Source organism: Paraburkholderia sp. GW821-FHT02A12 (assembly GCF_059422005.1).
This window is the reverse complement of the sequence record NZ_JBWKWA010000001.1, coordinates 3,316,931-3,328,752: the sequence shown is the minus strand read 5'-3', so window position 1 is coordinate 3,328,752 and position 11,822 is coordinate 3,316,931. Positions and strand designations below refer to the sequence as shown.

Annotated in this window: 13 protein-coding genes; 3 read left to right on the top strand and 10 right to left on the bottom strand. The window is 63.1% G+C overall.

The features are described from left to right. Window positions 1–179: 179 nt before the first annotated feature. From AC07WT_RS15125 to AC07WT_RS15080, 10 genes are all read right to left on the bottom strand, one after another. Window positions 180–926 (bottom strand): SDR family oxidoreductase, encoded by a 747-nt coding sequence (locus AC07WT_RS15125; protein WP_494947609.1) that lies wholly within the window; start codon window positions 924–926, stop codon window positions 180–182. A 75-nt stretch (window positions 927–1,001) separates the two neighbouring features. Then, on the bottom strand, window positions 1,002–1,586 hold the full coding sequence (locus tag AC07WT_RS15120) for an LOG family protein (protein ID WP_492590828.1): 585 nt from the start codon (window positions 1,584–1,586) through the stop codon (window positions 1,002–1,004). A gap of 2 nt (window positions 1,587–1,588) precedes the next feature. Then, a complete protein-coding gene (locus AC07WT_RS15115) occupies window positions 1,589–2,314 on the bottom strand; it encodes a TetR/AcrR family transcriptional regulator (RefSeq protein ID WP_492590827.1) in 726 nt (241 codons plus the stop codon). 314 nt (window positions 2,315–2,628) lie between these two features. Then, window positions 2,629–3,366 carry a diacylglycerol kinase gene (locus AC07WT_RS15110; protein WP_494947608.1) on the bottom strand — a complete coding sequence of 246 codons (738 nt, stop codon included), beginning with the start codon at window positions 3,364–3,366 and terminating at the stop codon, window positions 2,629–2,631. 20 nt (window positions 3,367–3,386) lie between these two features. Continuing rightward, window positions 3,387–4,418: a glycosyltransferase family 4 protein gene (locus tag AC07WT_RS15105; protein WP_492595059.1), complete on the bottom strand. Its 1,032-nt coding sequence runs from the start codon at window positions 4,416–4,418 to the stop codon at window positions 3,387–3,389. Window positions 4,419–4,448: 30 nt separating this feature from the next. Further along, window positions 4,449–5,390, bottom strand: a complete 942-nt coding sequence (locus tag AC07WT_RS15100; protein ID WP_492595060.1) for a UDP-2,3-diacylglucosamine diphosphatase — start codon at window positions 5,388–5,390, stop codon at window positions 4,449–4,451. 222 nt (window positions 5,391–5,612) lie between these two features. Next, window positions 5,613–6,134, bottom strand: a complete 522-nt coding sequence (locus AC07WT_RS15095) for an RDD family protein (protein WP_494947607.1) — start codon at window positions 6,132–6,134, stop codon at window positions 5,613–5,615. Window positions 6,135–6,156: 22 nt separating this feature from the next. Next, window positions 6,157–6,909 (bottom strand): DUF3106 domain-containing protein, encoded by a 753-nt coding sequence (locus tag AC07WT_RS15090; protein WP_494947606.1) that lies wholly within the window; start codon window positions 6,907–6,909, stop codon window positions 6,157–6,159. A gap of 16 nt (window positions 6,910–6,925) precedes the next feature. After that, the gene (locus AC07WT_RS15085; RefSeq protein ID WP_492595063.1) at window positions 6,926–7,354 is read right to left on the bottom strand and encodes a DUF3619 family protein; all 429 of its coding nucleotides are present in this window, start codon (window positions 7,352–7,354) and stop codon (window positions 6,926–6,928) included. Continuing rightward, window positions 7,351–7,914, bottom strand: a complete 564-nt coding sequence (locus tag AC07WT_RS15080; protein ID WP_492595064.1) for an RNA polymerase sigma factor — start codon at window positions 7,912–7,914, stop codon at window positions 7,351–7,353. Before AC07WT_RS15080 ends, AC07WT_RS15085 begins: the two co-directional genes overlap by 4 nt. A 364-nt stretch (window positions 7,915–8,278) precedes the next feature. On the opposite strand from AC07WT_RS15080, the gene AC07WT_RS15075 reads away from it, so the two are divergent. From AC07WT_RS15075 to ilvC, 3 genes are all read left to right on the top strand, one after another. After that, entirely contained in the window at window positions 8,279–10,042 is a 1,764-nt protein-coding gene (locus AC07WT_RS15075; RefSeq protein ID WP_492595065.1) for an acetolactate synthase 3 catalytic subunit, read from the top strand. Between the two features lie 115 nt (window positions 10,043–10,157). After that, window positions 10,158–10,649, top strand: a complete 492-nt coding sequence (gene ilvN, locus AC07WT_RS15070; protein WP_492595066.1) for an acetolactate synthase small subunit — start codon at window positions 10,158–10,160, stop codon at window positions 10,647–10,649. A 123-nt stretch (window positions 10,650–10,772) separates the two neighbouring features. After that, window positions 10,773–11,789, top strand: a complete 1,017-nt coding sequence (ilvC, locus tag AC07WT_RS15065) for a ketol-acid reductoisomerase (protein ID WP_492595067.1) — start codon at window positions 10,773–10,775, stop codon at window positions 11,787–11,789. Window positions 11,790–11,822 lie beyond the last annotated feature (33 nt).

Sequence of the window (11,822 nt, the reverse complement as noted above, 5' to 3'; positions counted from 1 at the left end):
GATTGTAGTCCCAGTTTATTACGGTCGATTACGGAAAAAGTGAAGGTATGGGGCGTTTTCGAACAAATGGAGCCGATTCCACGTCGGATCGACGGGAATTCGTACTTGAGAAGGGAGGTGTGGCCGCGGAAATGGCCCGGGCCCGTGGCTCAGAGGAGACGTGGTGAGGAAGATGGCGCTCAGCGTCCGCCGGTGACGTCGAGCAGCGCGCCCGTTACGTATGAGGCGGCATCGCTCAGCAACCAGACGATCGTCTCGGCGACTTCATCGGCACTGCCGGGACGGCCGAGCGGCGTTTGCGCGCCGAGTTGGGCGGCGCGATCAGGCTTGCCGCCGCTCGCGTGGATTTCGGTGTCGATCAGGCCGGGACGCACGGCATTCACGCGTACGCCCTGCGGGCCGAGTTCTTTGGCGAGGCCGATCGTCATCGTGTCGACGGCGCCTTTCGAGCCCGCGTAATCGACGTATTCGTTCGGCGAGCCCAAACGTGCCGCCGCCGACGAGATATTCACGATCACGCCGCCCGCGCCGCCGCGGTCTTTCGACATCCGGCGCGCGGCTTCGCGCGCGCACAGATAGGCGCCGAGCACATTGACGTCGAACAGGCGCTTCAGACGCGCCAGCTCCATATCGGCGAGCTGCATCGACGGCGCGACGATGCCGGCATTGTTGACGAGCGCGTCGAGCCGGCCGAAGGTCCGCTCGACGGCATCGAACATCGCGATCACATCGGCTTCGTCGGCGACATCGCCGGCGATCGGCAGTGCGCGGCCGCCTGCGCGCTCCACTTCCGCGGCGGTTTCCTGCGCGGCCGCGAGGTTATGCGCATAGTTCACGCCGACCGACCAGCCGCGCGCGCCCAGCAAGCGCGCGGTTGCGCGGCCAATGCCGCGGCTGCCACCGGTGATCAGAACGGCTTTCGTCATCGCGACCTCATCGTGTGAACGCAGCCCGTGCAGAACGCGCGGACTATTCGGCGCCCGCAACGCGGGCCGTGGCCATCAAACCGCTTCGCGTTTGATGGCCCATTTGTCGCGGGCCGGCGGCTGATAGCGCTGCAGCTTGCCGATCAGCGCGACATGATCGGCATCGATTTGCAGGATGTCGAAGTAGGTCTGCCGCATGAAGCCTTCGTCCACCGTGTGCTGGAGCAGATTGATCAGCGGATCGTAGAAGCCGTCGATATTCAGCAGTGCCACCGGCTTCTGGTGATAGCCCAGCTGCGCCCACGTGTAGACCTCGAACAGCTCTTCGAGCGTGCCCGCGCCGCCCGGCAGCGCGACGAACGCGTCGGACAGGTCGGCCATCATCTTCTTGCGCTGATGCATGTCGGGCACCACATGCAGTTCGGTCAGGCCGTTATGGCCGACTTCCTTGTTGACCAGCAGCTCGGGAATCACGCCGATCGCGCGGCCGCCTTCGGCCATCACCGTATCGGCAATCACGCCCATCAGGCCCACCTTGCCGCCGCCGTACACCAGCGCGAGATCGGCTTCGACCAGCGCCCGGCCGAACGCGCGCGCGGCTTCGGCATACAGCGGTTTGACTCCGTCGGAGGAGCCGCAATACACACACACCGACTTCATGCTCAAACGTCCTTCGGTTCGTTACGGGGCGCGGCGCCTTCCTTGGGCGGCAGGTAATCGTAGAACTCGCGCTTGGGCAGTTTGCCCGACACGAGGTCGTCGAAAATCTGCCGCGAGCGGCCGCGCAGATAAGGCGCCATCAGCGAAACGATCTGCACGCTCACCTGATGCAGTTCCGCGCGAATCGCTTCCTGCTCGTTGTACTTGCGCGGGTTCATCACGAACTGATACGACAGCCAGTAAGTTGCGATCACACCGATGTTGGTCGCGATCACGTGCAGTTCTTCGGGTGTGGCGACCATTTCGCCGTCGGCCACGAGTTGCTCGCAGAACTGGCTCGCAAAGCGCACCTTGTGGCTGATGATCTGCTTGAAGTGTGTTTCGAGCGTGCGGTTGCGCGCCAGCAGGTCGTTCAGATCACGATACAGGAAGCGATAGCGCCAGGTGAAATCGACCATGTACTGCAGGTACGACCACATTTCGTCGATGGTCGCGCGGTGGTCGTCGGGGAAACGCAGACGCTTTTCGATCTCCTGCTCGAACTGACTGAAGATGCTGTTGATGATGTCGTCTTTGTTGCGGAAGTGGTAGTACAGGTTGCCTGGACTGATTTCCATTTCCTCGGCGATCGTCGTCGTGGTGACGTTCGGCTCGCCGATTTCGTTGAACAGTTTCAACGACAGTTCGAGTATCCGTTCGCGGGTGCGGCGGGGAGGTTTGGCTTCCATGTCGTCCGGCCCTGGTTACGCCGGCCTGGATGCGTGGCGGCGTGCCGCTCTAGCGTGATCCATCCGGACGTGGTTGGTATAGTTGAGCGCCCCCAAACCTGTCGCTGCGCGACAGGCCCCCCGAGAGGGCAATCCCCCAATCCACCAAGGGGACTTCCTTCGGGGCGGGGGACTTCCTGCGGGGCGGAAAACTTGGGGCGGCCCAGCGTTTTCTAGTGAGACTATCGGACGATTATAAACCGAGCGTTCTAATACCAAACGGATACTCAGGGTTTTCATTCTTTGGGACGTTGGGCCATCGCGCAGCACCGGTCTTACAGCCATGCCTTGACCCAATGCACGACGAGCGGCCCGACGATCAACCCCCACGTCATCACGCACATGCCGAGCGCGACCATCACCGCGGCGCTGCCGAGATCCTTCGCGCGCCGCGACAGTTCGTGGCGTTCGAGAGAAATGCGGTCGATGGCCGCTTCGACGCTCGAATTCAGCAACTCGACGATCAGCACCAGCAGCACCGAGCCGAGCAACAACACACGCGACACGGGATCGACCGGCACCAGCACGCCGCACGGAAGCAGGATCGCGGCGAGCGTCAATTCCTGGCGGAACGCGCTTTCCTCGCGGATCGCGACGCGAAACCCGGCCAGCGAATTTTTCATCGCGTGCCATGCGCGGGTCAGGCCGCGATTGCCCTTGTAGGGATTGAAGGGCAGCGGCGCGAGCGGATCGTCGGGACTGAGCGGCTCGTGGTGGGTTTCGCTCGCGCCGCTCATGCCGCTGGTGCTGTCGGCGCGGTGAGCGCTGTCAGTGCGGTGTGTCTCGCTGGCGCCGCTCATACCGCCTGTGCGGTTTGCGCCGATGGCGCGGTTCGCGTGATTCACTGCGTGCGGCTCATCGCGTTCGCGCACGTCGTCGAACGGTTCGATGCTGGCCGCGTCGGTGTCGGCGTCGGTATTTGTGTCCGTATTTGCGTCCGTATTTGGGTCGTCACGCACGGCGTGCAACGCGCCGTTCGCCATGCGCGCCACGGTGGAGTGTCTGGTTCGCATAAGCGGCTCGGCACGCCGCGTCATGCGGCGGCGCTTTCCTCGCCGTACGACGGGCGCGGCAGCGGCTTCAGATGCGCCGCGAACTGCTCGGACGCGGCCGCCCATGAGAAGCGCTCGGCCCACGCGCGCGCGTGGTTGCGCTCGATCCTCAACGCTTCGAGGCAGGCTTCGCGCAGGTCTTCGTGCATCGCGCCCGCGCCGCCGTCGCCCAGTACGTCGATCGGGCCGGTCACCGGGTAAGCCGCGACCGGCGTGCCGCAGGCCAGCGCTTCGAGCAGCACGAGGCCGAAGGTATCGGTGCGGCTCGGGAACACGAACACGTCGGCGGCTGCATAGACCTTGGCCAGCTCGGCCTGCGTGAGCACGCCGAGGTAATTCGCTTGCGGATAGCGCGACTTCAGTTCGGCGAGCGCGGGGCCTTCGCCCGCGACCCACTTCGAGCCGGGCAGATCGAGCTTCAGAAATGCCTCGACGTTCTTCTCGACGGCCACGCGTCCCACGTACAGGAAGATCGGCCGCGCCGTGTTGAGCACCTTCGAGTCCATCTGGTGAAAGATGTCGAGGTCGACGCCGCGCGTCCACAGCACGACGTTCGTGAAGCCGTACTTCTCGAGGTCGCTCTTGACCACGGGCGTCGGCGCCATCACCGCCAGCGACGGCTTGTGGAACCAGTGCAGAAACTTGTAGGTCGCGGCCAGCGGAATGCCGAAGCGCGCCTGCACGTACTCGGGAAAGCGCGTGTGATAGGCGGTCGTGAACGGCAGCTTGTGCTGGATCGCATAGGCGCGCGCGGCCATGCCGAGCGGGCCTTCGGTGGCGATGTGCAGCGCGTCGGGGGCGAACGCGTCGATCCGCTGGCGCAGCTTGCGGCGCGGCAGCAGCGACAGGCGGATCTCAGGATAGGTCGGGCAAGCGATCGTCCTGAATTCGAGCGGCGTCAGCAGATCGACGTGGTGGCCGAGCGCGGTGAGTTCGCGCGTGGTGTTTTTCAGCGTGCGCACGACGCCATTGACCTGCGGTTCCCATGCGTCGGTGACGATCATGATCTTCATCGATTTCGGCCCAATAGAAGTGGAGAGGGACTACGCGGTCGCCCGGGCTTTTTGCACGCCGGCTTCCGGCGCGCGCATCACGGTCCAGTAGATCACTTTGACTTCGCCTTCGTATGTTTCGACGAGCGCCGACAGGCTCTCGACCCAGTCGCCATCGTTGCAATAGAGCACACCGTCGATCTCGCGGATCTCGGCTTTGTGGATGTGCCCGCAGACCACGCCGTCGCAGCCTCGGCGGCGCGCTTCGTCAGTCATCACGCGTTCGAACGACGAGATGAAATTTACCGCGTTCTTCACCTGATGCTTCAGGTATTGCGACAGCGACCAGTACGGAAAGCCGAGCCGGCTGCGGATCCGGTTGAACCAGCGGTTCAGGATCAGGATCATCGTGTAGAGCGTGTCGCCGAGATAGGCGAGCCACTTGGCGTGCTGGATCACGCCGTCGAACAGGTCGCCGTGCACGATCCACAGGCGTTTGCCGGCGAGCGTCGTGTGGAACGCCTCGCCGCGCACGTGGATGTCGCCGAACGCGAGGTCGCAGAACTGGCGCGCGGCTTCGTCGTGGTTGCCGGGCACGTAGACGACCTGGGTGCCTTTGCGGGCTTTGCGCAGCACCTTCTGCACGACGTCGTTGTGCGCCTGCGGCCAGTACCAGCCTTTCTTCAGCTGCCAGCCGTCGATGATGTCGCCGACGAGGTACAGATACTCAGACTCGTTGTGACGCAGGAAGTCGAGCAGATAGGGCGCCTGGCAGCCGCTCGATCCCAGGTGGATGTCGGATAGCCAGATGGTGCGGTAGCGGTGCGTTTCGGCGTGCTCGTCGTCGTGATGGCCGGCGCGCGGGTCGAGCGGCAGCGACGGCGCCGGCAAGGGCCGTCCCTGACTCTGGTTGGGTTCCGGGCGGAACGCGACGGGGTCGACGCTCGGGGCGGTCTGGCGGAACAGGGAAGTCGCGGACGTTTTGGGGTCCATGGCTCACGCGTCGAGTTGCGGTGCCCGTATTGCGCCAGCCGCGCGTGACTGCGTCGTGACAGTCACAAGAAGTTCTTATTACTGTCGAGCGCCGGTCAGCCCGACAGAGAGGCGCGGAGAGAGATGTTACGCAGGCTGTTGGCGGGGAAAAGGCAGCAGAGCGGCGGGGAGCAAGCGAAAGGGAGCACGCCGCGCCGCGGACGGCAATGCGGCCCGGCCCCCTCAGCGCGCGACGCTGATCACGCGTGTTCCGGCGAGACGGTCGTGTAGGAATTGGCGCTGCGGATCGAACCGGCCGGTCGCGGCCCACAGCGCGAACCAGAGCGCGGCGATCGCGAGCGTCTGCGGCACGGCGAGCCCCAATAGCGGATGCAACACGAGCGGCGGCAAAAACCACAGCCAGGCCAGCACGTAACGGACGATCGCGCGGCCGGTGGAGAGCGGCGCCCCGTCAGCGGCGGCGACGCGCAGGTGCCAGGTTTTCATCGGCAGGGTCTGCCCGCCGTGGGTCCAGAACCAGACAAAGTACAGCCCGACCACAAGGCCGATCCATCCCGCGAGAAGGTTGTGATGGGTCAGGCCGTTGCGTTGCTGCGTCAACGTGCTGAACAGATAACCGGCGATAAACACGACGCCGAACAGGATCACGGCTTCATAAAGCAGCGCGGCGAGGCGCCGGCGCACGGTGGGCGCGGTGACGGAGGCGCCGGCGGGCGGCGCTGAGGTCGTGAGCGGCTGGGGCACGGGTGTCGGGGTTGGGGCCGAATCAGGAGCCGTTGAAGATCGACGGTGCCTCGGACGGCGAAACCGGCACCGGCGTGGCGGGTACGAAGCTGCCTGCGGTGGGAACGGCCGGCAGGTCCCGGCTCGGCAACGGCGCGCCGGCCGCGGCGCTCACCGCGACGGCACTGCTCGCGCCATGCTCACGCGCATTGACCAGGCGGTCGAGCCCCTTGATTTCGCTTCTGCCCGACGGCGGCGCGCTGACTACGCTGGGCCGCCGCTTGCGCTCGCTGGCGGCGAGCCGCTCCTTCTGTTCTTCGGGCAGTTGCTGATAGGCCTTCCATGCGTTCTGGCGGGTTTCTCGCGGCAATTCCTTCGAAACCTGGTAGTTTTCGCGTGCGACGCGCCGCTGATCGGGCGTCATGCGGACCCATTCAGCCATCCGGTCATGCAGGCGTTTTTGCGCATCGGGAGATAACTTCGAGTAACGCGACGCGATCTTGATCCATTTGCGCTTACGTTCGTCGCTGAAGGAATCCCATTGGCCGGCGAACGGCGCCAGCGCCACGCGCTCGGCGTTGGTGAGGCGCGCCCATGCCATCGGGCTGTTGTCGCCCGGCAAGCTGGGCAGTTCGACGGCGAGGGTCGGGGCGGGCGCCTTGGCGGTCCCCCCGCCGGCGGCAGGTGCGCTGGCGGTCGACGGGCTCGGATAAAAGCGCGGATAGGTTGCGGCGAACGACACCAGGGCCGCGATTGCACATCCGAAAACAACGGCCAAGCCGCGCTTGTAACTCACCCGAAGAATCTCCCGATCAGTGCGCGCGCGATAGGTACGCGTTGAAACCGTGGTCGAGATAGGCATTGAGCGGCAGATCGTCGCTTAGCATGGCGGCATCGATGTCGGCGAGTTCGGCGGTGCGCTGCTGGTCTTCCCAGTAGGCAATCGCCACGAGGCTCACGACGAGCGCCGCGAGCGGCCACGCGAGTGCAAACCGGCGCAGCGGCGAGCGGCGGCGCTGCGGCGCTTCGAGTTGCGGCATACCGGCCGGCATGCCGGCGCCGGCGAACGCGGGTACGAACACCGGCGCGCTCACGGTTTCGGGTTTCTTGCGGGCAAGCGCAGCACGGCGCGCTGCGGCGAGTCGATCGACGGCGGCGGACGGAATGCTGGCGGCGTTTTCGTCGAGCGCGCGGCGCACCTGGCGGGCGAACTCGAGTTCTTTTGTTTCGAGGGAGCTCATAGCGTAATTCCTTTAGCCTTGAGCGCTTGCGCCAGCGTGTGGGTGGCCCGGGAGCAGTGCGTTTTCACACTGCCTTCGGAGCAGCCCATCGCGGCGGCAGTCTCGGCGACATCCATATCTTCCCAATAACGCATGAGAAACGCCTCCCGTTGACGTGCCGGTAACTTTTGGATCTCGTTGTCGATTAACTGCAAGACCTGTTCGCGTTCGAGTTTCTGCTCGTTGCTCTCGGCGCCCGCCGAGCCTTGCTGGGCTTCGAATGTTTCGAGCGGGTCGAATTCGTCGTCGTCGGGGTTGCCGAGCGACGAAAACAGACTGACCCAAGTATTGCGCACTTTCTGCCGACGAAAATAGTCGTGCATCGCATTCTGGAGAATACGCTGAAACAAAAGCGGCAGTTCGGCGGCCGGGCGGTCGCCGTATTTTTCGGCGAGCTTGATCATCGCGTCCTGCACGATGTCGAGCGCGGCGTCGTCGTCCCGCACGGCGTAGACCGTCTGCTTGAATGCGCGCCTTTCGACGCCCGCCAGAAAATCGGCGAGTTCCTTGTCTGATGCCATCCGTTTGGGGGGTCGGCGCAGCGAGCGTGCGCGTAATCGGTCGAAAAATGTCGTAAAACTCGCGGATGCTAACAAACTTTTGCGCCGCTGGGGCGAAACGTACCCTACCTTGCATCTCTATAACAAGCTTTCGGTCATTTTTCGGTCAATCCAGAGATAGAGGGGCAGGGTGCCGCGGCAATATTTGCTTGACCGCGCGGGAATCTGCAGATATCGTCGCTGGTTCGCAACATAAGTGACTTGTCTCAATTGAGGTGTGGCCCAAGAAGCTCACCTGTCAACTGGACGCGCCGCTTGAACCCGAGCCACAAGCCCGGCAGAGAGCACCCGATCAATTTTTTGCCGAAAATTCGAAAGGTGAATAATGAATATGCCCAGCGCGGAATTCTCCACGTCGGATACGACCACCCCTCCCGAAGCTGACTCTATCGGCGCCACCGTGCTCATGAAGGCACTGGCCGACGAAGACGTCGAGTTTATCTGGGGCTATCCCGGCGGCTCGGTACTCTACATTTACGACGAGCTGTACAAGCAGGACAAATTCCAGCACATCCTCGTGCGCCACGAACAGGCTGCAGTCCATGCCGCCGACGCCTACGCGCGTTCCACCGGCAAGGTCGGCGTGTGCCTCGTGACCTCCGGCCCGGGCGTCACCAATGCGGTGACCGGCATCGCCACCGCCTACATGGATTCGATCCCGATGGTGGTGATCAGCGGCCAGGTGCCGACTGCCGCGATCGGCCAGGATGCGTTCCAGGAGTGCGATACGGTCGGCATTACGCGTCCCTGCGTGAAGCACAACTTCCTCGTGAAGGACGTGCGCGACCTCGCCGCCACCGTCAAGAAAGCGTTCTACATCGCCCGTACCGGTCGTCCCGGCCCGGTGCTGATCGACATTCCGAAAGACGTGTCGAAAGCGCCTTGCCAGTACGAACCGCTCAAGTCGGTCTCGCTGCGCTCGTACAATCCGGTCACGAAGGGCCACTCCGGCCAGATCCGCAAGGCGGTTGCCTTGCTGCTGTCGGCCAGGCGCCCGTACATCTACACCGGCGGCGGCATCATCCTCGCGGACGCATCGCGTGAGCTGAACCAGTTCGCCGATCTGCTCGGCTATCCCGTCACCAATACGCTGATGGGTCTGGGCGGCTACCGCGCGAGCGACAAGAAATTCCTCGGCATGCTCGGCATGCACGGTACGTACGAAGCCAACATGGCGATGCAGCACTGCGATGTGCTGATCGCGATCGGCGCACGCTTCGACGACCGCGTGATCGGCGACCCGGCACACTTCGCGTCGCGTCCGCGCAAGATCATTCACATCGACATCGATCCGTCTTCCATCTCCAAGCGCGTCAAGGTCGACATTCCGATCGTCGGCGACGTGAAGGAAGTGCTGAAGGAACTGATCGAGCAGCTGCAAACGGCCGAGCATGGCCCGGACACCGCGGCGCTCGCCGACTGGTGGAAGGACATCGAAGTCTGGCGCGCGAAAGACTGCCTGAAGTTCGACCGCAAGAGCGAGATCATCAAGCCGCAGTACGTGGTGGAAAAGGCGTGGGAGTTGACCGACGGTAATGCCTTTGTGTGTTCCGACGTTGGCCAGCACCAGATGTGGGCGGCGCAGTTCTATCGCTTCAACAAGCCGCGCCGCTGGATCAATTCCGGCGGCCTCGGCACGATGGGCTTCGGCCTGCCGGCGGCGATGGGCGTGAAGATGGCGCACCCGGACGACGACGTGCTCTGTATCACGGGCGAAGGCTCGATCCAGATGTGCATTCAGGAACTGTCGACCTGCAAGCAGTACGAGACGCCGATCAAGATCATTTCGCTGAACAACCGCTATCTGGGCATGGTGCGCCAGTGGCAGCAGATCGAATACAGCAAGCGCTATTCGCATTCGTACATGGATGCGCTGCCGGATTTCGTGAAGCTCGCGGAAGCGTACGGCCATGTCGGCATGCGTATCGAACGCACGGCGGACGTCGAGCCGGCGCTCAAAGAAGCGCTGCGCCTGAAAGATCGCACGGTGTTTCTCGACTTCCAGACCGATCCGACCGAAAACGTCTGGCCGATGGTTCAGGCCGGCAAGGGCATCACCGAGATGCTCATGGGTTCGGAAGATCTATAACGACCGTTTCTGACGCCGGCTTCGTCGCGCGCGCCTTCACAAAGGGCCACAGCGGACGAAGCGGCGCGAACCGGCCCGCATACATCGATACATCGACATCTGGAAGAAGCGAAACATGAGACACATCATTTCCGTCCTGCTGGAAAACGAACCAGGCGCGTTGTCACGCGTGGTTGGTCTCTTCTCGGCACGCGGCTACAACATTGAAACCTTGACGGTGGCTCCGACCGAAGACCGTTCGCTGTCGCGCATGACCATCGTCTCCATTGGCTCGGACGACGTGATCGAACAGATCACGAAGCATCTGAACCGCCTGATCGAGGTGGTGAAAGTGGTCGACCTTACCGAGGGCGCCCACATCGAGCGCGAGCTGATGTTGATCAAGGTGAGGGCGGTCGGCAAGGAACGTGAGGAGATGAAGCGGATGTCGGATATTTTCCGCGGCCGCATCATCGACGTCACCGAAAAGACCTACACAATCGAACTGACGGGCGCGAGCGACAAGCTCGATGCCTTCATCGAAGGGCTCGACGCCACCGCGATTCTCGAAACGGTCCGCACGGGCTGTTCGGGTATCGGCCGCGGCGAGCGTATTTTGAAGGTCTGACGCGCGCGCAGTTCAATACCGTCTCGATCGAAGCCGGGCATGCCTTCAAGAACCCGGCCAAGCAACACAACATTCGCAGTATTTGAATTTCACTGAATCATCGAATTTAGCCAAGGAACCGACATGAAAGTTTTCTACGACAAGGACGCCGACCTCTCCCTCATCAAGGGCAAGCAAGTCACCATCATCGGCTATGGTTCGCAAGGCCATGCGCACGCACTGAACCTGAGCGAAAGCGGCGTGAAGGTGACGGTCGGTCTGCGCAAGGGCGGCGCATCGTGGAGCAAGGCTGAGAACGCCGGCCTGCAAGTCAAGGAAGTGGCGGAAGCCGTCAAGGGCGCGGACGTCGTGATGATGCTGCTGCCGGACGAGCAGATCGCCGACGTGTACGCGAAGGAAGTCCACGCCAACATCAAGCAAGGCGCTGCGCTCGCATTCGCACACGGCTTCAACGTTCACTACGGCCAGGTGATCCCGCGCGCCGATCTGGACGTCATCATGATCGCGCCGAAGGCGCCGGGCCACACGGTTCGCGGCACCTACTCGCAAGGTGGCGGCGTGCCGCACCTGATCGCCGTGGCGCAAGACAAGTCGGGCGCAGCACGTGACATCGCTTTGTCGTACGCGGCAGCGAACGGCGGCGGCCGTGCCGGCATCATCGAAACGAACTTCCGCGAAGAAACCGAAACCGACCTGTTCGGCGAACAAGCCGTGCTGTGCGGCGGTACGGTCGACCTGATCAAGGCCGGCTTCGAAACGCTGGTGGAAGCAGGCTACGCACCGGAAATGGCGTACTTCGAGTGTCTGCACGAACTGAAGCTGATCGTCGACCTGATCTACGAAGGCGGCATCGCGAACATGAACTACTCGATCTCGAACAACGCCGAATACGGCGAGTACGTGACGGGTCCGCGTATCGTGACGGCTGAAACGAAGAAGGCAATGAAGGCTGTGCTGACGGACATTCAGACCGGCGAGTACGCAAAGAGCTTCATCCTCGAAAACAAGGCTGGCGCACCGACGCTGCAATCGCGCCGCCGTCTGACGGCCGAGCACCAGATCGAACAGGTCGGTTCGAAGCTGCGCGCGATGATGCCGTGGATCGCGAAGAACAAGCTGGTCGATCAGTCGAAGAACTAAGCCAGTCTCTGCTTTTGTCCGGCGCGGCGCACT

Excerpts from the sequence above, each read along its gene's own strand:
- AC07WT_RS15125 (WP_494947609.1), bottom strand. The coding sequence starts at position 926 with ATGACGAAAGCCGTTCTGATCACCGGTGGCAGCCGCGGCATTGGCCGC.
- AC07WT_RS15120 (WP_492590828.1), bottom strand. The coding sequence starts at position 1,586 with ATGAAGTCGGTGTGTGTGTATTGCGGCTCCTCCGACGGAGTCAAACCG.
- AC07WT_RS15115 (WP_492590827.1), bottom strand. The coding sequence starts at position 2,314 with ATGGAAGCCAAACCTCCCCGCCGCACCCGCGAACGGATACTCGAACTG.
- AC07WT_RS15110 (WP_494947608.1), bottom strand. The coding sequence starts at position 3,366 with ATGCGAACCAGACACTCCACCGTGGCGCGCATGGCGAACGGCGCGTTG.
- AC07WT_RS15105 (WP_492595059.1), bottom strand. The coding sequence starts at position 4,418 with ATGAAGATCATGATCGTCACCGACGCATGGGAACCGCAGGTCAATGGC.
- AC07WT_RS15100 (WP_492595060.1), bottom strand. The coding sequence starts at position 5,390 with ATGGACCCCAAAACGTCCGCGACTTCCCTGTTCCGCCAGACCGCCCCG.
- AC07WT_RS15085 (WP_492595063.1), bottom strand. The coding sequence starts at position 7,354 with ATGAGCTCCCTCGAAACAAAAGAACTCGAGTTCGCCCGCCAGGTGCGC.
- AC07WT_RS15080 (WP_492595064.1), bottom strand. The coding sequence starts at position 7,914 with ATGGCATCAGACAAGGAACTCGCCGATTTTCTGGCGGGCGTCGAAAGG.
- AC07WT_RS15075 (WP_492595065.1), top strand. The coding sequence starts at position 8,279 with ATGAATATGCCCAGCGCGGAATTCTCCACGTCGGATACGACCACCCCT.
- ilvN (WP_492595066.1), top strand. The coding sequence starts at position 10,158 with ATGAGACACATCATTTCCGTCCTGCTGGAAAACGAACCAGGCGCGTTG.
- ilvC (WP_492595067.1), top strand. The coding sequence starts at position 10,773 with ATGAAAGTTTTCTACGACAAGGACGCCGACCTCTCCCTCATCAAGGGC.